18 protein-coding genes and 2 tRNA genes are annotated in these 22353 nt (G+C 61.9%); 16 read left to right on the top strand and 4 right to left on the bottom strand.

What is annotated here, in order from left to right; translation table 11 throughout:
- The first annotated feature begins 1 nt into the window (after position 1).
- From J3P94_RS24790 to J3P94_RS24745, 10 genes are all read left to right on the top strand, one after another.
- A complete protein-coding gene (locus J3P94_RS24790; RefSeq protein WP_370871022.1) occupies positions 2–1432 on the top strand; it encodes an N-acetylmuramoyl-L-alanine amidase in 1431 nt (476 codons plus the stop codon).
- Positions 1429–3342, top strand: a complete 1914-nt coding sequence (gene mutL / locus J3P94_RS24785) for a DNA mismatch repair endonuclease MutL (RefSeq protein WP_434570005.1) — start codon at positions 1429–1431, stop codon at positions 3340–3342. The genes J3P94_RS24790 and mutL overlap by 4 nt, the downstream gene beginning before the upstream one ends.
- On the top strand, positions 3342–4313 hold the full coding sequence (gene miaA, locus J3P94_RS24780; RefSeq protein ID WP_434570004.1) for a tRNA (adenosine(37)-N6)-dimethylallyltransferase MiaA: 972 nt from the start codon (positions 3342–3344) through the stop codon (positions 4311–4313). The genes mutL and miaA overlap by 1 nt, the downstream gene beginning before the upstream one ends.
- Before the next feature lie 91 nt (positions 4314–4404).
- Entirely contained in the window at positions 4405–4665 is a 261-nt protein-coding gene (hfq, locus tag J3P94_RS24775) for an RNA chaperone Hfq (protein ID WP_058546527.1), read from the top strand.
- 12 nt (positions 4666–4677) lie between these two features.
- On the top strand, positions 4678–5979 hold the full coding sequence (gene hflX / locus J3P94_RS24770) for a ribosome rescue GTPase HflX (protein WP_434570003.1): 1302 nt from the start codon (positions 4678–4680) through the stop codon (positions 5977–5979).
- 85 nt (positions 5980–6064) lie between these two features.
- Positions 6065–7240, top strand: a complete 1176-nt coding sequence (gene hflK / locus J3P94_RS24765) for an FtsH protease activity modulator HflK (RefSeq protein WP_434570002.1) — start codon at positions 6065–6067, stop codon at positions 7238–7240.
- Positions 7240–8109 (top strand): protease modulator HflC, encoded by an 870-nt coding sequence (gene hflC, locus J3P94_RS24760; RefSeq protein ID WP_305497195.1) that lies wholly within the window; start codon positions 7240–7242, stop codon positions 8107–8109. The genes hflK and hflC overlap by 1 nt, the downstream gene beginning before the upstream one ends.
- A 321-nt stretch (positions 8110–8430) precedes the next feature.
- Positions 8431–9618, top strand: coding sequence for an ATP phosphoribosyltransferase regulatory subunit (locus J3P94_RS24755; protein ID WP_434570001.1), 1188 nt, complete (start codon positions 8431–8433; stop codon positions 9616–9618).
- 54 nt (positions 9619–9672) lie between these two features.
- Positions 9673–10965 carry an adenylosuccinate synthase gene (locus tag J3P94_RS24750; RefSeq protein ID WP_003186407.1) on the top strand — a complete coding sequence of 431 codons (1293 nt, stop codon included), beginning with the start codon at positions 9673–9675 and terminating at the stop codon, positions 10963–10965.
- Between the two features lie 151 nt (positions 10966–11116).
- Positions 11117–13051, top strand: coding sequence for a methyl-accepting chemotaxis protein (locus J3P94_RS24745; protein ID WP_434570000.1), 1935 nt, complete (start codon positions 11117–11119; stop codon positions 13049–13051).
- 104 nt (positions 13052–13155) lie between these two features.
- Here J3P94_RS24745 and J3P94_RS24740 read toward each other — a convergent pair whose 3' ends face one another.
- The 4 genes from J3P94_RS24740 to J3P94_RS24725 form a co-directional block, all read right to left on the bottom strand.
- Positions 13156–14721, bottom strand: a complete 1566-nt coding sequence (locus J3P94_RS24740; protein ID WP_434569999.1) for an ABC transporter permease — start codon at positions 14719–14721, stop codon at positions 13156–13158.
- Positions 14721–15731, bottom strand: a complete 1011-nt coding sequence (locus J3P94_RS24735) for an extracellular solute-binding protein (RefSeq protein ID WP_305497188.1) — start codon at positions 15729–15731, stop codon at positions 14721–14723. The genes J3P94_RS24740 and J3P94_RS24735 overlap by 1 nt, the downstream gene beginning before the upstream one ends.
- Before the next feature lie 283 nt (positions 15732–16014).
- A tRNA-Leu gene (locus tag J3P94_RS24730) sits at positions 16015–16101 on the bottom strand.
- 175 nt (positions 16102–16276) lie between these two features.
- Positions 16277–16363, bottom strand: a tRNA-Leu gene (locus J3P94_RS24725).
- Between the two features lie 225 nt (positions 16364–16588).
- On the opposite strand from J3P94_RS24725, the gene rnr reads away from it, so the two are divergent.
- The 6 genes from rnr to rplI all read left to right on the top strand — a co-directional run bounded on the left by rnr (position 16589) and on the right by rplI (position 22352).
- Complete coding sequence (gene rnr, locus J3P94_RS24720; protein WP_434569998.1) at positions 16589–19207, top strand: ribonuclease R; 2619 nt, start codon at positions 16589–16591, stop codon at positions 19205–19207.
- Positions 19204–19965: a 23S rRNA (guanosine(2251)-2'-O)-methyltransferase RlmB gene (gene rlmB / locus J3P94_RS24715; protein ID WP_434569997.1), complete on the top strand. Its 762-nt coding sequence runs from the start codon at positions 19204–19206 to the stop codon at positions 19963–19965. Before rnr ends, rlmB begins: the two co-directional genes overlap by 4 nt.
- A gap of 304 nt (positions 19966–20269) precedes the next feature.
- Positions 20270–20698, top strand: coding sequence for a 30S ribosomal protein S6 (rpsF, locus tag J3P94_RS24710; RefSeq protein WP_003186395.1), 429 nt, complete (start codon positions 20270–20272; stop codon positions 20696–20698).
- A 28-nt stretch (positions 20699–20726) separates the two neighbouring features.
- Entirely contained in the window at positions 20727–20957 is a 231-nt protein-coding gene (rpsR, locus tag J3P94_RS24705) for a 30S ribosomal protein S18 (RefSeq protein ID WP_002551829.1), read from the top strand.
- A gap of 36 nt (positions 20958–20993) precedes the next feature.
- Positions 20994–21887, top strand: a complete 894-nt coding sequence (locus J3P94_RS24700) for a hypothetical protein (protein ID WP_305497181.1) — start codon at positions 20994–20996, stop codon at positions 21885–21887.
- 18 nt (positions 21888–21905) lie between these two features.
- Positions 21906–22352 carry a 50S ribosomal protein L9 gene (rplI, locus tag J3P94_RS24695; RefSeq protein WP_003186385.1) on the top strand — a complete coding sequence of 149 codons (447 nt, stop codon included), beginning with the start codon at positions 21906–21908 and terminating at the stop codon, positions 22350–22352.
- Position 22353: the final 1 nt, after the last annotated feature.

The following is a 22353-nucleotide window of genomic DNA, read 5'->3' as shown; positions in this document are numbered from 1 at the left end:
GATGATGGGGTTTGGTATGCGCTTTCGCGCGGTGGTTGCTGTCGTAGGACTGTTGCTTACGGCACTGGCCGTCGATGCTGTGGCTGAGACAAAGGTTAACAGTGTTCGCCTCTGGCGGGCGCCGGACAACACCCGGCTGGTGTTCGACCTGACAGGCCCGGTGCAGCACAGCGTGTTCACCCTCGCGGCCCCGGATCGCCTAGTGATCGACATCAACGGTGCATCCCTGGGCGCGCCGCTGAACGTGCCCACGGCCAACACGCCGATTACCGCGATGCGTTCGGCCCAGCGCACGCCCACCGACCTGCGAGTGGTCATCGACCTGAAACAGGCCGTGACCCCGAAGAGTTTCACCCTCGCACCCAATGCCCAGTACGGTAACCGGTTGGTGGTGGATCTGTTCGATAACCCGGCCGACGCCGCGCCTGCGCCACCGCCCCCGACCAAGGTCGCGACGGTGCCTGCCGTTCCGGTCACACCCACCGAGCCTGCGCTCAAGCTGCCACCGGCGCCGGCCGGCAAACGCGACATCATCGTGGTCATCGATGCCGGCCACGGTGGCGAAGACCCTGGCGCCTCGGGCTCGCGCGGTCAGCGTGAGAAAGACGTGGTGCTGGCCATCGCCCGGGAGTTGCAGCGCCAGGTCAACGGCATGAAGGGCTTTCGCGCTGAGCTGACCCGCACCGGCGACTACTTCATTCCGTTGCGTGGCCGCACCGAGATCGCCCGCAAGAAAGGTGCGGACCTGTTCGTCTCGATCCACGCCGACGCCGCGCCTTCGAAGGCTGCGTTCGGCGCCTCGGTATTCGCCTTGTCCGATCGTGGCGCCACCTCCGAGACCGCGCGCTGGCTGGCCGACAGTGAAAACCGTTCCGACCTGATCGGCGGTGCCGGCAACGTCAGCCTCGACGACAAGGACCGGATGCTCGCCGGCGTGTTGCTGGATCTGTCGATGACCGCCTCGTTGACGTCCAGCCTCAACGTTGGGCAAAAGGTCCTGAGCAACATCGGCCGCGTTACCCCGTTGCACAAGCAACGCGTCGAACAGGCCGGATTCATGGTGCTCAAGTCGCCGGACATCCCGTCGATCCTCGTGGAAACCGGGTTTATCTCCAACGCCAACGAAGCCTCGAAACTGTCCTCTGCGAGCCATCAGCAGGCCCTGGCCCGTTCCATCAGCAGTGGTGTGCGGCAGTTCTTCCAGCAGAACCCGCCGCCGGGCACCTACATCGCCTGGCTGCGCGACTCGGGCAAGATTGCCCAGGGACCACGGGATCATCGCGTCAGTCCTGGCGAAACCCTGGCGATGATCGCGGTGCGCTACCAGGTGTCGCCCGCTACCTTGCGCAGCGCCAATAACCTGCAGAGTGACGAGCTGAAGATCGGCCAGACCCTGACCATTCCCGGCAACGAAGTGGCGGTCAAGCAATGACGGATGAAGTGATTGGCGGCAACGCTCGCATCGAACTGCTCAGCCCGCGGCTGGCGAACCAGATCGCTGCCGGTGAGGTGGTCGAGCGCCCGGCGTCGGTCATCAAGGAACTGCTGGAAAACAGCCTCGACTCCGGGGCCAAGCGCATCGACGTCGATGTCGAGCAGGGCGGCGTCAAACTGTTGCGGGTGCGCGATGACGGTCGCGGCATTCCCGCCGACGACCTGCCGCTGGCGCTGGCTCGCCACGCCACCAGCAAGATTCGCGACCTGGAAGACCTTGAGCGGGTCATGAGCCTGGGGTTTCGTGGCGAGGCGCTGGCGTCCATCAGCTCGGTGTCGCGCCTGACGCTGACGTCCCGCACCCGCGATGCCGACCAGGCCTGGCAGGTCGAGACCGAAGGCCGCGACATGGCTTCTCGCGTCCAGCCCGCCGCCCATCCGGTGGGCACATCGGTAGAAGTGCGCGACCTGTTCTTCAATACCCCGGCCCGGCGCAAGTTCCTCAAGGCCGAGAAGACCGAGTTCGATCATTTGCAGGAAGTCATCAAGCGCCTGGCCCTGGCGCGTTTTGACGTGGCGTTCCATTTGCGCCACAACGGCAAGACCATCCTCAGTCTGCACGAGGCCCACGATGATGCGGCCCGTGCCCGACGCGTGGGCTCGGTGTGCGGTGCGGGTTTCCTCGAGCAGGCATTGCCCATCGAGGTGGAGCGCAATGGCCTGCACCTGTGGGGCTGGGTCGGCTTGCCGACGTTCTCCCGCAGCCAGGCGGATTTGCAGTATTTCTATGTGAATGGCCGCGCGGTGCGCGACAAGCTCGTGGCCCACGCGGTGCGCCAGGCGTATCGCGATGTGCTGTTCAACGGTCGGCATCCGACCTTCGTGCTGTTTTTCGAGGTCGACCCTTCGGTGGTGGACGTCAACGTGCACCCGACCAAGCACGAAGTGCGGTTCCGTGACGGTCGCATGGTCCATGACTTCCTCTATGGCACTTTGCATCGCGCCCTGGGCGATGTGCGTCCCGAAGATCAATTGGCGGCCCCGGCGGCGGTGGCCGGCATGGTCCGGCCAAGCGGACTGGAAGCTGGCGAATTCGGTCCCCAGGGCGAAATGCGCCTGGCGGCCAACGCGCTGCTTGAGCAACCCCAGCCCCAGCCGGTCTATAACACGGCCGGCAACGGTGCCGGCAGCGGCTATCAATACCAATACACGCCGCGTCCTCAGTCGAATGTGCCGGCGGCGGAGGCCCAGGCTGCCTATCGCGAATTTTTCAAGCCGCTGCCGGAGACCGGTGCGGCGGCATTGCCTGATGGCCAGGGCGATATCCCGCCGCTAGGCTATGCCCTGGCGCAGCTCAAAGGTATCTACATCCTCTCGGAAAATGCCCAGGGCCTGGTCCTGGTGGACATGCACGCCGCCCACGAGCGGATCATGTACGAACGATTGAAGATCGCCATGGCCAGCGAAGGCTTGAGCGGGCAACCGCTGCTGGTGCCCGAATCCCTGGCCGTCAGCCAGCGCGAAGCCGATTGCGCCGAAGAACATGTGAGCTGGTTCCAGCGCCTGGGCTTCGAGTTGCAGCGCCTGGGCCCGGAGACCCTGGCGATCCGGCAAATCCCGGCCTTGTTGAAACAGGCCGAGGCCAATCGCCTGGTCAGCGACGTGCTGGCGGACCTGATGGAGTACGGCACCAGTGACCGGATCCAGGCGCACCTGAACGAACTGCTCGGCACCATGGCCTGCCACGGCGCAATCCGCGCCAACCGGCGCCTGGCCCTGCCGGAAATGAACGGTCTGCTGCGGGACATGGAAAACACCGAACGCAGCGGTCAATGCAACCATGGCCGGCCGACCTGGACCCAATTGGGCCTGGACGACCTGGACAAACTGTTCCTGCGCGGTCGCTGATGAGCCAGCTCCCTCCGGCGATCTTCCTGATGGGGCCGACGGCCGCCGGCAAGACCGACCTGGCCATCGAACTGACCAAGGTGCTGCCCTGCGAGTTGATCAGCGTCGACTCGGCCCTGGTCTATCGGGGCATGGACATCGGCACCGCCAAGCCATCGAAGGAACTGCTGGCTGAATATCCGCACCGCCTGATCGATATCCTCGACCCGGCCGACGCCTACTCGGCAGCCGATTTCCGGCGTGATGCGCTCCAGGCCATGGCCGAGATCACCGCGCGGGGCAAGATTCCGCTGCTGGTGGGCGGCACCATGCTCTATTACAAGGCCTTGGTCGACGGGCTGGCGGACATGCCGGCGGCCGATCCCGAGGTGCGCGCGCAGATCGAAGAAGAGGCTGCGCGCCTTGGCTGGCAAGCGCTTCACGAGCAATTGGCGGTGATCGATCCCGATTCGGCGGCGCGTATTCACCCCAACGACCCGCAGCGGCTCAGCCGAGCGCTGGAGGTTTATCGGGTCAGCGGCCAGAGCATGACGGCCCTGCGCCAGCGACAATCTGCGCAAAGTACTGAAGCAGCCGCTTCGGGACTGCAACAATTGCCCTATACTGTCGCGAATCTGGCCATCGCTCCGGCGAACCGGCAAGTGTTGCATCAGCGTATTGAACAAAGATTCACATTGATGTTGGAACAGGGGTTCATAGACGAGGTCGTAGCCCTGCGTGAGCGAAGTGACCTGCATGCCGGGTTGCCGTCTATACGTGCGGTAGGTTATCGACAAGTCTGGGATTACCTGGACGGCAAGCTGACGTCAGCCGAGATGCGCGAGCGTGGGATTATCGCCACGCGCCAATTGGCGAAGCGCCAGTTCACCTGGTTGCGCAGCTGGACTGACTTGCATTGGCTCGACAGCCTTGATTGCGACAATCTGCCACGCGCCTTGAAATACCTTGGGACCATCTCCATATTGAGCTGAGTCCTTGCAATTGCCGTCTATCCTTGGGGGTGTGACGGCCCAAGCCATCTGATTCCGATTTTTATAATTGATCCTTAAAGGAGTGCGGCACATGTCAAAAGGGCATTCGCTACAAGACCCTTACTTGAACACTTTACGTAAAGAAAAAGTTGGGGTGTCCATCTATCTGGTCAACGGGATCAAACTGCAAGGCACGATCGAGTCTTTCGACCAGTTCGTCATCCTGCTGAAAAACACCGTCAGCCAGATGGTCTACAAACACGCTATCTCGACAGTGGTGCCGGTTCGCCCAATTCGTCTGCCTAGCGCAACCGAATCCGAAGGCGCTGACGCTGAGCCGGGTAACGCTTGATAGGAGCCTCCTTTGTTCTTTGAGCGCCACGGTGGTGGTGAGCGGACTATTCTCGTTCACTTGGAAGGACAGGACCCTGAGGCGCGCGAAGATCCGCAGGAGTTTCAGGAATTGGCAATTTCGGCCGGCGCCGAGACCGTCGCGTTTTTCAACGTGCCGCGTCATCGGCCAACCGCCAAATTCCTGATCGGCAGTGGCAAGGTCGAGGAGTTGCGCGACCTGGTCAAGGCCGAGCACATCGATCTGGTGATTTTCAATCACATCCTTACGCCCAGTCAGGAACGTAACCTCGAACGTGTCTTCGAGTGTCGCGTGATCGACCGCACCGGGCTGATTCTCGATATCTTTGCCCAACGCGCGCGTACCCATGAAGGCAAGCTCCAGGTCGAACTGGCCCAGCTTGAGCACATGAGCACACGGCTGGTTCGCGGCTGGACTCACCTCGAGCGCCAGAAAGGCGGTATCGGCCTGCGTGGCCCGGGTGAAACCCAGCTGGAAACCGACCGGCGCCTGCTGCGGGTTCGCCTGCGCCAGATCAAGGGGCGGCTGGAGAAGGTCCGCAGCCAGCGCGAGCAGTCGCGACGCGGCCGCAAGCGGGCGGACATCCCGACGGTTTCACTGGTGGGGTATACCAACGCCGGCAAATCGACGCTGTTCAATCACGTTACCCAGTCCGACGTCTACGCGGCCGACCAGTTGTTCGCCACGCTCGACCCGACCCTGCGCCGGCTCGACCTGGACGACCTCGGGCCGATCGTGCTGGCCGACACCGTGGGCTTCATCCGGCACCTGCCGCATAAACTGGTCGAGGCTTTCCGGGCTACGCTCGAAGAGTCGAGCAACTCCGACCTGCTGCTGCATGTGATCGATGCTGCCGAGCCGGACCGGATGCTGCAGATCGAGCAGGTCATGGTGGTGCTGGGCGAGATCGGGGCGCAGGACTTGCCGATCCTCGAGGTATACAACAAACTCGATTTGCTCGAGGGCGTGGAACCGCAGATCCAGCGCGATGCCGACGGCAAGCCGCAGCGGGTCTGGCTGTCGGCGCGTGATGGCAGCGGCCTGGACCTGCTCAAGCAGGCCGTGGCGGAGCTGCTGGGCGACGACCTGTTTGTCGGCACCCTGAAGCTGCCACAGCGTTTTGCCCGGCTGCGTGCCCAGTTCTTCGAGCTGGGGGCGGTGCAGAAAGAAGAACACGACGAAGAAGGTGTCTGCCTGCTGGCCGTTCGCCTGCCTCGGTCGGAACTGAACCGGCTGGTCAGTCGTGAAGGGCTGCAACCGATGGAATTCATCGAGCAACACACTTTGCAATAAAAGCCTGAGAAAGCTGTGTCAGGCATTCTGTAGCATTGGCCGGCGCGCAGTGGGTGCGTCTTTGCTTTATCAGATGGAGAGCGCTATGGCTTGGAATGAGCCGGGTGGCAACTCGAACAACCAGGATCCCTGGGGCGGCAAGCGTCGTAACAACGGCGACCGCAAGGGACCACCGGATCTCGACGAGGCCTTCCGCAAGCTGCAGGAAAGCCTGAACGGTTTGTTCGGTGGTGGTAAGAAACGCGGTGACGATGGCGGCAGCCGTCCGGGCAGAGGCGGTGGTTTCGGCCTGCTCGGCATCGGTCTTGTCGTGCTTGCGGCTGTCTGGCTGTACAGCGCGGTTTATGTCGTGGACGAGCAGGAGCAAGCCGTGGTGCTGCGCTTCGGCAAGTACTACGAAACCGTCGGCCCGGGCCTGAACATCTATTTCCCGCCGATCGACCAGAAGTACATGGAGAACGTCACGCGTGAGCGTGCCTACACCAAGCAGGGCCAGATGCTCACCGAGGACGAGAACATCGTCGAAGTGCCGCTGACCGTGCAGTACAAGATCACCAACCTGCAGGACTTCGTGCTGAACGTCGACCAGCCGGAAATCAGCCTGCAGCACGCGACTGAGAGTGCCTTGCGCCATGTGGTGGGCTCCACCGCCATGGATCAGGTGCTGACCGAAGGTCGCGAGCTGATGGCCAGCGAAATCAAGGAGCGTCTGCAACGCTTCCTCGACACCTATCGCACCGGTATCACCGTGACCCAGGTCAACGTGCAGAGCGCAGCGGCACCGCGTGAAGTCCAGGAAGCCTTCGACGACGTGATCCGTGCCCGTGAAGACGAGCAGCGTTCGCGCAACCAGGCCGAAACCTACGCCAACGGCGTCGTGCCGGAAGCCCGTGGCCAGGCCCAGCGCATCATCGAGGATGCCAACGGCTATCGCGACGAAGTGGTTTCCCGCGCCAAGGGTGAGGCTGATCGCTTCACCAAGCTGGTGGCCGAGTATCGCAAGGCTCCTGAAGTGACCCGCCAGCGTCTGTACCTGGACACCATGCAGGAAGTCTTCAGCAACACCAGCAAGGTCCTCGTGACCGGCAACAAGAACGGCCAGAGCAATCTGCTGTACCTGCCGCTGGACAAGATGGTCGAGAGCGGTCGCAACACCGGCACGCCGTCAACCGGCGCGGCGGCAGCCGCCAGCAATGAAGCCAATGCCCGCGCGGCGGCGGACCTGCAGCAACAGCAAGCACGTACCAGGGAGAGTCGCTGATGAGCAATAAATCGCTGATCGCCCTTATTGTCGGTGTCGTCGTGGCGATCGCTGCCTGGAACTGCTTCTACATCGTGGCTCAGACCGAGCGTGCGGTGTTGCTGCAGTTCGGTCGCGTGGTCCAGGCTGATGTCCAGCCGGGGCTGCATGTGAAAGTGCCGTACGTCAACAAGGTGCGCAAGTTCGACGCCCGCCTGATGACGCTGGACGCGCCGACGCAGCGCTTCCTGACGCTGGAAAAGAAAGCCGTGATGGTGGATGCCTACGCCAAATGGCGCGTGAAGGATGCCGAGCGCTTCTACACCGCGACGTCCGGCCTCAAGCAGATCGCCGACGAGCGTCTGTCCCGTCGCCTGGAATCGGGTCTGCGTGACCAGTTCGGTAAGCGTACCCTGCATGAAGTGGTCTCCGGTGAGCGCGATGCGCTCATGTCCGACATCACCCGTTCGCTGAACACGATGGCGGAAAAAGAGTTGGGTATCGAAGTGGTCGATGTCCGCGTCAAGGCCATCGACCTGCCGAAGGAAGTGAACCGCAGCGTGTTCGAGCGCATGAGCACCGAGCGTGAGCGTGAAGCCCGCGAGCACCGTGCCAAGGGTAACGAGCTGGCTGAAGGCATCCGTGCCGACGCCGATCGCCAACGCCGTGTGCTGCTGGCCGAAGCCTATCGCGAATCGGAAGAAGTCCGTGGTGATGGCGATGCCCAGGCCGCTGCGATCTACGCCAAGGCCTACGGCCAGGACCAGGAGTTCTACGCGTTCTATCGTAGCCTGCGCGCCTACCGTGAAAGCTTCGCGAACAAGTCCGACGTTCTGGTCCTGGACCCAAGCAGCGACTTTTTCCACTACCTGGAAAAGGCCAAGCCTTGATGCGACGTTGACCTGAAGCACTCCGCCCGGCGGCTAAAACGTCGGGCGGGGTGATCCTTTGGGAAAACGTGTGTATGATGCGGCAGCCGGGAAATTCCCGGCTTTTTTGCGTCTGCACGTTCGATTGTGGTGTTGGTTGCTGGCGTCGGGTGAAATGACCCGACAGGTTTTTCGAGGAAAGTGCTTGGCGAGGCCGATTCAAGGCCATTCGTCACGTCGCCCTTGCGCGTGGTTTGCGGTTTTTCGCATGGCGCGGGCATTTTCTGCTTCACTCAAGGCCAGCCCGAAAGTTGGCCGCCCGGATCATAGGGGAATGGCGTAATGGCAACGGTAGACCGCTGGCTGCTGCCAGATGGCATCGAAGAAGTACTGCCACCGGAGGCCGCGCGTATCGAAGTAGCGCGTCGGCAGGTGTTGGATCTGTTCCAGAGCTGGGGTTACGAGTTTGTCGTGACCCCGCATATCGAGTACCTGGAATCCCTGCTGACCGGCGCGGGCCAGGACCTGGATCTGCGCACCTTCAAGGTCATCGATCCGCAGTCGGGTCGGCAGATGGGCTTTCGGGCCGACATCACGCCACAAGTGGCGCGCATCGATGCCCACACCCTGCGTCGTGAAGGTCCGAGCCGCCTGTGCTATGCCGGCAGTGTCCTGCATGCCTTGCCGCGTGCCTTGTCGTCTTCGCGCAGCCCGATCCAGCTGGGCGCCGAGCTGTACGGCGACGCGAGCCCGAGCAGCGACGTGGAAGTCATCAGTCTGATGCTGGCCATGCTGCAACTGGCTGACGTGCCGGATGTCCACATGGACCTGGGCCATGTCGGCATCTACCGCGGCCTGGCACGTGCGGCCGGCCTGTCCGGCGAAGTGGAACAGCAGTTGTTCGATGCGTTGCAGCGCAAGGCCATCGACGAAGTCATCAGCCTGACCGAAGGCCTGCCGACACAATTGTCTGGCATGCTGCGGGCATTGGTGGATCTGTGTGGCGGCCGTGAGGTGCTGGGCGCCGCTCGCGAGCGTCTGGCCGGTGCGCCGGCGCCTGTGCTGGCGGCCCTTGATGACTTGTTGGCGATTGCCGAGCGTCTGTCGGTGCGTTTCCCGGAGCTGCCGCTGTATTTCGACCTGGGTGAACTGCGCGGTTATCACTACCACACCGGCGTGGTGTTCGCCGTATTCGTACCGGGCGTCGGCCAGTCCATCGCCCAGGGCGGTCGCTACGACGACATCGGCGCCGATTTCGGTCGTGCCCGTCCGGCGACCGGCTTCTCTACCGATTTGAAAACCCTGGTGACCCTGGGGCGTGCTGAGGTCGAGTTACCGTCTGGCGGTATCTGGATGCCTGACAGTACGGATGCGGCACTCTGGCAGATGGTCTGCCAGTTGCGCAGTGAGGGTCAGCGTGTCGTCCAGGCATTGCCTGGGCAACCTTTGGCCGCCGCCCGTGAAGCGGACTGCGACCGGCAATTGATTCAGCAGAACGGGCTTTGGCAAGTATTGCCGCTGGCTTCTTGAGTTTTCCTGCCGGCCATCGCCGGCACCAAGTTTGCGCGAATGAGGACAAGTGTTATGGGTAAGAATGTCGTAGTCCTGGGCACCCAATGGGGTGATGAGGGCAAAGGCAAGATCGTTGATCTGCTGACCGAACATGCTGCCGCCGTAGTGCGCTACCAGGGTGGCCACAACGCAGGTCACACCTTGGTGATCGACGGTGAGAAAACCGTTCTGCACCTGATCCCCTCGGGTGTGCTGCGCGAAGGCGTGCAGTGCCTGATCGGCAACGGCGTGGTGGTTGCCCCCGACGCCCTGCTGCGGGAAATCATCAAGCTGGAAGAGAAGGGTGTACCGGTGCGCGAACGCCTGCGCATCAGCCCGTCCTGCCCGCTGATCCTGTCCTATCACGTTGCGCTGGACCAGGCCCGTGAAAAGGCCCGTGGCGAGCTGAAGATCGGCACCACCGGTCGCGGCATCGGCCCGGCCTATGAAGACAAGGTCGCCCGTCGCGGCCTGCGCATCGGCGACCTGTTCCACCGCGAACGTTTCGCCGCCAAGCTGGGCGAGTTGCTGGACTACCACAACTTTGTCCTGGTCAATTATTACAAAGAGCCGGCCATCGACTTCCAGAAAACCCTGGACGAGTGCATGGAATACGCCGAGCTGCTCAAGCCGATGATGCTCGACGTCACCGCCGAGTTGCACGAGCTGCGCCGCGCCGGTAAGGACATCATGTTCGAAGGCGCCCAGGGTTCGCTGCTGGACATCGACCACGGCACCTACCCGTACGTCACCAGCTCCAACACCACCGCTGGCGGCATCGCCACCGGTTCGGGTTTTGGCCCGATGTACCTGGACTACATCCTCGGCATCACCAAGGCCTACACCACCCGCGTCGGTTCGGGCCCGTTCCCGACCGAGCTGTTCGACGACGTCGGTGCCTTCCTGGCCAAGCGCGGCCACGAGTTCGGTGCCACCACCGGTCGTGCCCGTCGTTGCGGCTGGTTCGATGCCGTCATCCTGCGTCGCGCCATTGACGTCAACAGCATCTCGGGCCTGTGCCTGACCAAGCTGGACGTGCTGGACGGCCTGGAAACCATCAACATCTGCGTGGGCTACAAGAACCAGGACGGCGCCGTCATCGACGCACCGACCGATGCAGACAGCTACATTGGCCTGGAGCCGGTGTACGAGCAGATGCCAGGCTGGACCGAATCGACCGTGGGCGCCAAGACCCTGGAAGAACTGCCCGTGGCGGCCCGCAACTACATCAAGCGCGTCGAAGAGCTGGTCGGTGCGCCGATCGACATTATTTCGACGGGGCCGGACCGCAACGAAACCATCGTTCTGCGTCATCCTTTCGCCTGATAAGTCGTTGATGTAACTCACAAAGGACCCTCGTTTGGGTCCTTTGTCGTCTCTGTCTGTCAGACGGCACGACCTTTGCTACGCACCCTTGATAATAAGTACTTCTTGTGAAGTGCCATCAATTTACTGGCGTTAGTAGAGGGATTCCCCTGTGTCGGCCGTTCTCTCACTGTTACAAAGCCGTTTGCTGCGGCCTGTTTTCGTTACGCTCGGTATCGCCCTTTTGGTGCAGGTACTGGTCGCCGTTGCGCTGACCCGAAGCACGGTCACTGCGCTGGAGGCCGACCTGAACGCGCGCCTGGGGGCTGACAGCCAGAAACTCGCCGGTGAGCTGGAGCAGGCCGGGCGTGAAGTCACCTCGAGCCTCGATAGCCTTTCCGCCAGCACCCGCCAACGGTTGAACGCCGGTTTGTCCTCGCGGCTGAAGGAGGAACAGGCCCATCTGCGTGCGACTCTGGAAAAAGACCTGAGGGATTCCGCCAATGATATGGCGCAGCTTTTGGCCTCGGTCGCGCCTCGCGCCATGTGGGACAGCGACGTGCCGACCCTTTCCGAATTCGCCCGCCGCGCCCAGCGCAATCCCAACGTGTTGTTCGTCATCTATGACGACGCTGCCGGCGAACACCTGACTCGTTATCTGAACCGGGAAAACCCGATCAACAAGGCCCTGCTGGAAAAAGGCAAGGGCGAGCGGGCACTGGACAAGGTGCTGGACGCGGCGAAGAACGACCCGTCGGTCTATTACCTCGAAGCGTCGATCAACCCCAACGGTGTGGAAATTGGCAAAGTGCTGATGGGCGTTTCTACCGCCTCGGTAGAAACCGATCTGAAAGCGCTGGATCAGCGCTTCTCGGCCTTGATCGCCAGCAGTGACCAATTGGTCGGTGACAGCCTCAAGGGCGCAGCCGCGGACAGCGCCACCGCGATGCGTGGCCGCCTGGGCTCGGCGCAGGCAACCGCCACGCAAATGCAGACCAATACCGCCGCCACCGTGCAGGAAGCTGCGGGGACTTTGCGCTGGCGCATCGGTCTGGGCCTGGCGCTGGTCGGGTTCGGCGTGCTGGCATTGCTGGCCGTGGTGCTGGGGCGGCGGGTGGTCAATCGCTTGAAGCTGTTGATCGCAGCGATGAACGACCTGGCGGCGGGCGAGGGCGATCTGACCAAGCGTGTACAGATCAGCAGCAAGGATGAAATTGGCGACATGGCTTCGGCGGTCAATCGTTTTGTCGACAAGTTGCAACCTATCGTGCGTGAAGCGGGCGACGTGGCCCAGCGCACCGGCCAGGAAATCGGTGCGATGACCCTGCGCAACTCCGGCGCCGACGCGGCGGCCGGCATGCAGCGCGACGAAGTGGCCGAGAGCCTGCGGGCGTTGTCGCAGATGGCTGACGAGGCGCAATCGGAAAGCCAGGCGATGCAGGCGGCCCTGCAGCAGGTGGTAGAGATTCGACAGGCCACCGATGAAACGACCCGCACCGCGGCCAAGGTCGGCGGCTTGATCGAAGCGCTGGCCGGACAGGTCGACACCGGGGCGAAGGTCATCGAGCGGCTGGCCCAGCAGAGCGAGCAGATCGAAGTGGTCTTGACGGTTATCCATGGCATCGCCGAGCAAACCAACCTGCTGGCGTTGAACGCGGCCATCGAAGCGGCGCGGGCAGGCGAAACCGGGCGCGGATTTGCGGTGGTGGCGGACGAGGTGCGGGCACTGGCGAGCAAGACCCAGAGTTCGACCGGTGACATCCAGGCGCATATCGTCGCCTTACAACAAGGTGCGCGCGAAGCGGTGGCTGCGATTGGCCAGGCTGGACGACAAGCGAACGAGGGTCTGGCGGTGCTGCGAGACAGCGCGCGGCTGCAACAATCAGTGCAGGCTTCGGTCGAGCAGGTCCACGCGGCCATCGGCCTGGCGACCCAGGCAGCAGCGCATCAGGCCCAGGGCGCCCAAGCGGTGCGCGGACGGGTGGAAACCATCCACGCCCAGGCCGAAAAAGCCGCCCAGGCGGTGGTCGAGACCACTGCCAGCGGCAAGGTGTTGGACAGTCTGGCGGCGCAGTTGAAGGCGAGCCTGGGGCAGTTCAGGGCCTGATCGAGATTGCGGCTGGCCCTTCGCGAGCAGGCTCGCTCCCACAGGGGTTCTGGCGTCTACAAGACCTGGTACCTGTGGGAGCGCGCCTGCTCGCGAAAGTGATTTCAGCGGCTCAGATACATCCGCGTCGTCAGTAAATAGACCGGCAACCCCGACACCAGGATAAGCAGCGCCGCGTAAGGCGCCGCTGCCGCAAACTCGACGTTCGAGGTATGTGCCCAGACCGCTGTCGCCAGGGTGTTGAGCCCGGTCGGGCTGAGCAGCAAAGTAGCAGTCAGTTCTTTCATCGCGTCCAGGAAAACCAGCGCAAATGCCGCCCCCAGCGCCGGGAAGATAATCGGCAAGGTCACCCGGCAAAACGCACTGAAAGAAGAAGCCCCCAGCGTGCGAGCCGCCTCTTCCAGCTGCGGCGCGGCCTTGTTCAGCGCCGTACGCACCGGCGCCTGGGCCAGCGGCAGGAACAGCAGCGCGTAGGCAATCAGCAGCAAGCCCGAGGTCTGATAGAGCGCCGGCACATAGTGCAGCGCGAAATACACCAGGCTCAGGGCAATCACCAGGCCTGGCAGTGCATGCAGCAAATACGGCAGGCGTTCTGCCCATAGCGCCAGGCGCCCCTTGTGACGCACCACCAGCAGGCCGACCGGCACCGCGAGTACAAGGCACAGCGCGGCGCCGCCCAGTGACAGCGCCAGGGATGACAGCAGGGCTTCGCCGATCTCGCCCACCGGGAAGGCGGCGGAAGTGCCCACCGCCAGCCAATACACCAGCATCCCCAGCGGAATACCGCTGCCAATAACCGTCAATGCCGCGCAATACAGCTGGCCGAGGAGCGCCCAGGGGCCGAGTCGTACCTGTTCCGCGCGGCGTGCCGCGCCTTGTCCGGTGCGTACGTGGCGGCCCTTGCCGCGCACGCGCAATTCCAGCCACAACAGTGCCAGGCAAAGCACCAACAGCACCGCCGACAGCATGGCGGCATTGGCGTTGCTGAACTCCAGCTCGAATTGTTGATAGATCGCGGTGGTAAATGTTTGCAGTCCGATGATCGACAACGCGCCGAACTCCACCAGCATGTGCAAGGCAATCAATAGTGAGCCGGCCAGCAGCGAAGGCCAGAGCAATGGCAGGGTGACGCGAAAAAACACGCCCCTGCGATTTTGCCCCAGGGTTCGTGCGGACTCCTCAAGAGAGGGATCGAGATTGCGTAGCGTTGCCGCCACCGGCAGGAAAATCAGCGGATATTTGGACAGCGTCATGACCAGGATGGCCCCGCCCAGTCCTTCGAATTGCGCGCTGAGCGATACCCAGGTGAAGCTGCTGACAAACGCCGGCACTGCGAATGGCAGGCAGAGGATCACGCCCCAGACCCTGCGTCCCGGCAGATTGGTGCGCTCCAAAAGCCAGGCCAGGGACAGGCCGATCACGCCACAGGCCAGCGTGACACCGATCATCAGCGCCAAGGTGTTGCGCAGCAGGCCGAATACATAAGGCCGCCAGAGCAAGTGCAATGCTTCTGTCCAGCCGGCCTGCCAGGCCTTCGCGATGACATACAAGAGCGGCAACGCGCTCAGCAGCACCAGCAGCAGAACCGGGAGCAGCAGACCGATCGAGGGGCGCTTGCGCCGGGGGATATAGCTCCCCGCGACACGGGGTGCGTTCAGCGACGGTGTCATCAGTTCAGGCCGACTTCACGTTCCAGCTCCAGGGCTTCTTCAGCATTGCCGAGGTCGGCCGGGGTGACCTTTGGCGGTTCAAGTTCACTGAACGGCTTGAGGCCACGGTCCGACACCATGCCTTTGTGCAGCGGGTACTCGGCGGACGTCTGGGTAATCACGCGCTGGCCTTCTTCACTGGCCATGTAGGCGAGCAGTTGTTGGGCTTCCTTGGGGTGCTTGCTGGATTTCAGCGCGGCGGCGCTGGACACGGTCACCAGGCCACCGGCATCGCCTCCGGTGAAATAGTGCAGCCTGGAGTCGAGCTGGCCTTTCTCTCGCTGCAGCGCGAACCAGTAGTAATTATTCACCAGGACCGTTGCCACTTCGCCGTTTTCCACGGCCTTGAGGGCAACCATGTTGTTGCTGTAGACCTTGCCGAACGCGCGCAGCCCGGTGAGCCATTCCTCGGCGGCGTCCATCCCGTGCAACTTGATGATGGCGACGGCTTGCTCCTGGAACGCGCCGCTGGTTGGTACAAAGCCGACCTTGCCCTGCCATTGCGGCTGGGCGAAATCGAGGACGGTTTTCGGCAGGTCTTTCTCGTCGATCAGTTTGGGGTTGTAGGCAACCACACGTACGCGGGCGGTCACGCCCATCCAGGTGCCATTGCTCGCAACATAATCCTTGGGTAGTACGTTGAGCGTGGCGTCGTCGATCTTCGCCAGCAGCCCTTGCTCGCCGAGCTTGTTCAAGGGCGGCGACTCTTCGGTGTAGATCACGTCCGCAGGAGAGCGCTCGCCTTCTTCGACAATCTGGCTGGCAAGCTGGTTGCTGCTGCCCTTGCGCACGTTGACGTGGATGCCGGTCTTGGCCTCGAAGGCCTTGGCCAGTTCATCGCCAACTTCTTTGTGCTGGCCGTTGTAGAGAGTCAGTTCCACCTTGTCGGCGGCTTGGGTGAGGGGCGTTGCGAGGGTCAGGCCGAGCAGGGTGCAGGTCAGGGCGCGGCGCAGGGTGGTTCGAAACATCATTCGCGGGGGTTCCTCACTGTCGTGTAGCAAAAACTTGTAACAATGATAAACGATATTGTTTCTCATGTGCGTCTTGACGATAAGTGGGGAGTTTGCGTGGCGAGGGAGCTTGTCCCCGCTGGGCTCCGCAGCAGCACCCAGGCGTCTGATGAATTGATGGGGAGGGTTATGCCCTCCAGCGGGAGCAAGCTCCCTCGCCACAGGGCCTCTAGCCCGGAAATGCAAAAACCCGCTTTCGCGGGTTTTTGTGAGGTTCAAGGTACGTAAACCTTGAAGCTTGAATTGGTGCCCAGAAGAAGACTCGAACTTCCACGACCTTGCGGTCACCAGCACCTGAAGCTGGCGTGTCTACCAATTTCACCATCTGGGCAGTATCTTCAGCGTTGCCGCTGTTGATGTCGCGCACTATACGGAGCGCATTTTGATCTGTAAACCCCTGTTTTTGTTTTGGTAATTGCCAAAACGAAACGGCGGGGGCAAAAATGCAAAAACCCGCTTTCGCGGGTTTCTGTAAAAGCTCGCAGACATTATCTGCTGCTTGAAATTGGTGCCCAGAAGAAGACTCGAACTTCCACGACCTTGCGGTCACCAGCACCTGAAGCTGGCGTGTCTACCAATTTCACCATCTGGGCAATATCGACAACGTGTGTGCGTCGTCGATGGCGCGCACTATACGGAGCGTGTTTTTAACTGTAAACCCCTCGGTGCAAAAAAAAGCTAAATTTCACGAGCGGTGCAATCACAGGCTTTAAAGGCGTGTCAAAAGGCTTTAGAAAAGGCATCTGACGCTTGAAATTTCCCGTTTCATTACGCCTATGCCAAACTAACCCGCATATAGACAAGGTGAAAACTCTCTAATGGCCGATTGGCAGTCCCTCGATCCCGAGGCCGCTCGTGAAGCGGAAAAATATGAAAACCCTATTCCTAGCCGCGAACTGATCCTGGCGCATCTCGCCGATCGGGGTTCGCCTGCTAGCCGTGAGCAGTTGGTCGAAGAATTCGGTCTGACCACCGAGGACCAGCTCGAGGCCCTGCGCCGCCGTCTGCGCGCCATGGAGCGCGACGCTCAACTGATCTATACCCGCCGTGGCACTTATGCGCCGGTCGACAAGCTCGATCTGATCCTGGGTCGTATTGCCGGGCACCGCGACGGCTTTGGCTTCCTGATTCCGGATGACGGCAGTGACGACCTGTTCATGAGCCCGGCGCAGATGCGCCTGGTGTTCGACGGCGACCGCGCCCTGGCCCGTGTCTCCGGCCTGGATCGCCGTGGGCGTCGTGAGGGTGTGATCGTCGAAGTGGTGTCTCGTGCCCACGAGACCATTGTCGGTCGTTATTTCGAAGAGGGCGGCATCGGTTTTGTCGTCGCCGACAACCCGAAGATCCAGCAGGAAGTGCTGGTGACGCCGGGCCGCAACGCCAACGCCCAGGTCGGTCAGTTCGTCGAGGTGAAGATCACCCACTGGCCAACCCCGCGCTTCCAGCCGCAAGGCGACGTGGTGGAAGTGGTCGGCAACTACATGGCCCCGGGCATGGAAATCGACGTTGCCCTGCGCACCTATGATATCCCCCACGTCTGGCCTGAGGCGGTGCTCAAGGAAGCTGGCAAGCTCAAGCCGGAAGTCGAAGAGAAGGACAAAGAGAAGCGCATCGATCTGCGCCATCTGCCGTTCGTCACTATTGACGGCGAAGACGCCCGGGACTTCGACGACGCGGTCTACTGCGAAGCCAAGCCAGGCAAGTTGCGCTTGTTCTCCGGCGGCTGGAAGTTGTACGTGGCGATTGCTGACGTCTCCAGCTACGTGAAGCTCGGCTCGGCACTGGATGCCGAGGCCCAGGTGCGCGGCAACTCGGTGTATTTCCCCGAGCGCGTCGTGCCGATGCTGCCCGAGCAGTTGTCCAACGGCCTGTGTTCGCTCAATCCCCAAGTCGATCGCCTGGCCATGGTTTGCGAGATGGATATCTCCAAATCCGGCGAGATGACCAACTACTGCTTCTATGAAGCGGTGATCCATTCCCATGCCCGCCTGACCTACAACAAGGTCAGTGCGATGCTGGAAACGCCGAAACTCGCCGAATCGCGCAAGCTGCGCGGCGAGTACACCGACGTGGTGCCGCACCTCAAGCAGCTCTACGCGCTGTACAAGGTATTGCTGGCGGCGCGTCACGTGCGGGGCGCGATCGATTTCGAAACCCAGGAAACCCGGATCATCTTCGGTACCGAGCGCAAGATCGCCGAGATCCGTCCGACGATTCGCAACGACGCCCACAAGCTGATCGAGGAATGCATGCTGGCGGCCAACGTGGCCACCGCCGAATTCCTGAAAAAGCATGAAATTCCTGCGCTGTACCGCGTCCACGACGGTCCGCCACCAGAGCGTCTGGAAAAATTGCGGGCATTCCTGGGCGAGCTTGGCCTGTCGTTGCACAAGGGCAAGGAAGGTCCGTCGCCGAAGGATTACCAAGCCTTGCTGGCAAGCATCAAGGATCGTCCGGACTTCCACCTGATCCAGACCGTGATGCTGCGTTCGCTGAGCCAGGCGGTGTACAGCGCCGACAACCAGGGCCACTTCGGCCTGAATTACGAAGCCTACACCCACTTCACTTCGCCGATCCGTCGCTACCCCGACCTGCTCACGCACCGGGCGATTCGCAGCGTGATCCACTCGAAGATGGACACCCCGCACGTCAAGCGTGCCGGTGCGATGACCATCCCCAAGGCGCGTATCTACCCGTACGACGAGGCGGCCCTGGAGCAGCTCGGCGAGCAATGCTCGATGAGCGAGCGGCGTGCCGACGAAGCGACCCGCGACGTGGTGAACTGGCTCAAGTGCGAGTACATGAAGGATCGCGTGGGTGAGTCTTTCCCGGGCGTGATCACCGCCGTGACCGGTTTCGGCCTGTTCGTCGAGCTGACCGACATCTACGTCGAAGGCCTGGTGCATGTCACCGCGCTGCCGGGCGACTACTACCACTTCGATCCTGTGCATCACCGCCTGGCGGGCGAGCGCACCGGTCGCAGCTTCCGTCTTGGCGATACCGTTGAAGTGCGGGTGATGCGCGTCGATCTGGACGAGCGAAAGATCGACTTCGAGATGGCCGAAAAAACCATCAGCGCGCCGATCGGTCGCAAGAAGCGCGGCACCGAAACGGCTGCGCCAGCAACCAAGACCGCCGCCGAGCCTGCCCCGGCCAAGTCGGGGCGCCGCGGTTCGGCCAAGGAGAAGGCCGTCGAGGCCTATCGCCCGAGCGATGCGGCGGCGAAAAATGCCGAGTTGCGCAAAAGCCGTGAAATGAAACAGGCGTTGCTGGCCGAAGCCAAGAACGGTGGTAAAGCGGCGTCTGGGGGAAAGACCGGAAGGTCGACCCCGGACAAGGCGACCAGCAAGCCGAGCAAGCACCGTAAAGGTCCGCCGAAAGCGGGCTCGTCCCCAGCCAAAAGTGGCGGGACGCGTAAACCCAAGGGCAAGTCATGAGTCAGCTGGAAAAAATCTACGGTGTGCATGCCGTGGAGGCGCTGTTGCGTCACCACCCCAAGCGGGTCAAGCAGATCTGGTTGGCGGAAGGACGCAGCGATCCGCGTGTCCAGACGTTGATCGAGCTGGCGGGCGAGAATCGCGTGGCGGTCGGCCAGGCCGAGCGGCGTGAGATGGACGCCTGGGTTGAAGGCGTGCACCAGGGTGTCGTGGCCGAAGTCAGCCCGAGCCAGGTCTGGGGCGAGGCGATGCTCGACGAGCTGCTCGATCGCACCGAGGGCGCACCCTTGCTGCTGGTGCTGGACGGCGTGACCGACCCGCACAACCTCGGCGCCTGCCTGCGTTCGGCGGATGCCGCCGGGGCGTTGGCGGTGATCGTGCCAAAAGACAAGTCGGCCACCCTGACCCCGGTAGTGCGTAAAGTCGCCTGCGGCGCGGCGGAAGTGATCCCGCTGGTGGCCGTGACCAACCTGGCGCGCACCCTGGAGAAACTCCAGCAGCGCGGCTTGTGGGTCGTCGGCACGGCGGGCGAGGCCGAGGTCAGCATCTATGACCAGGACCTGACCGGCCCGACCATCCTGATCATGGGCGCCGAAGGCAAGGGGATGCGCCGCCTGACCCGCGAGCATTGCGACTACCTGGTCAAGCTGCCGATGGCCGGCAGTGTCAGCAGTCTCAACGTCTCGGTTGCCACCGGCGTGTGCCTGTTCGAAGCCCAGCGCCAGCGTGGGGCCAAGGCTGCCGCCAAAAAGCCCTGATCCAGACGCGGTCAGAATGTGGGAGCGAGCTTGCTCGCGATGAGGGCCTGCCAGTGATGGAAATGTCGCCTGGCACGCCGCTATCGCGAGCAAGCTCGCTCCCACAGTGTTTTGTGTAGGGCAAGGAACGGCGCTGTTCAAATAATCGCCAATTGCCTTGCGCCGCCCTCGACCCTTCTCTACAATTGCGCCCCTTGCTGTGATGGCAGGCACTTATGTGTCTAGCGTCCTCAAGTCCATAAGTGTCATTCACTCCTTGTCTGACCGTTTTTGAGCGGCAGGCTACAACCCGTAAGGAGCATTCATGCGTCATTACGAAATCATCTTTTTGGTCCACCCGGATCAAAGCGAGCAAGTCGGCGGCATGGTTGAGCGTTACACCAAGCTGATCGAAGAAGACGGCGGCAAAATCCACCGTCTGGAAGATTGGGGCCGTCGTCAACTGGCCTACGCAATCAACAATGTTCACAAGGCTCACTACGTGATGCTGAACGTTGAGTGCACCGGCAAGGCCCTGGCCGAGCTGGAAGACAACTTCCGCTACAACGATGCAGTGATCCGTAACCTGGTCATCCGTCGCGAAGAAGCCGTCACCGGCCAATCCGAGATGCTCAAGGCTGAAGAAAACCGCAGTGAGCGCCGTGAGCGTCGCGACCGTCCTGAGCACTCTGACAGCGCCGATGGCGATGACAGCGATAGCGACAGCGACAACAGCGATAACGCTGACGAGTAATCCACGGACCTTTTAAGGAGCCAATCACATGGCACGTTTCTTCCGTCGTCGTAAATTCTGCCGCTTCACCGCTGAAGACGTGAAAGAGATCGATTACAAAGATCTCAACACTCTGAAAGCCTACGTATCCGAGACCGGCAAAATCGTTCCAAGCCGTATCACCGGTACCAAAGCACGTTATCAGCGTCAGCTGGCCACCGCTATCAAGCGCGCCCGCTTCCTGGCCCTGCTGGCCTACACCGACAGCCACGGCCGCTGAGACCGGGCAGTCGATACGTAGCAAAGGATTGAATGCATGCGCGCCTTAGCTGAGTTCATCATGCGCGGTCGTATGCAGGCCACTCTCGTAGTGGCTGGATGCGCGGCATTGCCGTTGTTGTATTGGTTGGGTGCTGCCGCGGTGAGTCTCGTACTCCTGCGGCGCGGATTGAGGGACGCCCTTGGCGTTCTTGCTCTGGGACTGCTGCCGGCCTTGCTCTGGTGGTTGTATTCCGCTGACCCGCGGGCACTGATGGTGCTGCTGGGGTCTTCGGCGCTGGCGTTGGTGTTGCGCGCCAGCGAATCCTGGAACCGCGTGCTGCTGGTCAGCATAGCGATGGGAGTGGTGTTTTCAGTGGTGCTCGGGGTGGCTTTCGCACCCCAGATCGAGATGCTCTCGCAGGCTTTGATAAAAATCCTGCCCGAAGCCCTCGGTGATCTCTACCAACAGATGTCGGCAGAGGAGCAGGCGCGTTTCGCGTCCCTGATCGCACCGGTCCTGACCGGCCTGATTGCGGCCTTGTTGCAAATCGTCAGTGTGCTGAGCCTGATTATCGGGCGCTACTGGCAAGCGTTGTTGTACAACCCGGGTGGTTTTGGTCGCGAATTTCGCGCCATTCGTTTCCCGCTCGGGCTGGCGATGTTACTGCTGGCGGGCATGCTCCTGGGGCCGAATTTCGGTCCGCAGATGGCCATGCTCACGCCGTTGTGCAGTGTACCGCTGGTGTTTGCCGCCCTGGCCCTGATTCACGGGCTTGTGGCGCAAAAGCGACTGGCCAGGTTCTGGCTGGTCGGGTTGTACGTCACGTTGTTGCTGTTCATGCAGCTGATCTATCCGTTGCTGGTGGTCCTGGCCATCGTCGACAGCCTGATTGATTTTCGCGGTCGTATGGCGCCGAAAGACGCCGACAACGCGAACGGTGAAGGTTAAAAGTTAGAGGATTTTCACATGCAACTGATCCTTCTGGAAAAAATCGCCAACCTGGGCAACCTGGGCGACAAAGTAAACGTTAAGGCCGGTTACGGCCGTAACTACCTGCTGCCTTTCGGCAAAGCCACCGCTGCGACCGCTGCCAACCTGGCTGCGTTCGAAGAGCGTCGCGCTGAGCTGGAAAAAGCCGCCGCAGACCGTAAGGCATCGGCTGAAAGCCGTGCTGCCCAACTGGCCGAGCTGGAAGTGACCATCACTGCCACCGCTGGCGACGAAGGCAAGCTGTTCGGTTCGATCGGTACTCACGACATCGCTGACGCACTGACCGCCTCCGGCGTTGAAGTTGCGAAAAGCGAAGTTCGTCTGCCGAACGGCACTATCCGCAACGTAGGTGAATTCGACGTAGCCGTGCACCTGCACGCCGAAGTTGAAGCCACCGTACGCGTTGTCGTGGTAGCAGCCTAAG

The sequence above is a fragment of the Pseudomonas sp. Z3-8 genome, from assembly GCF_051131975.1.
Lineage (GTDB): Bacteria > Pseudomonadota > Gammaproteobacteria > Pseudomonadales > Pseudomonadaceae > Aquipseudomonas.
Note: the sequence above shows the minus strand (reverse complement) of the source record. Positions and strands in the feature narration are given on the sequence as shown.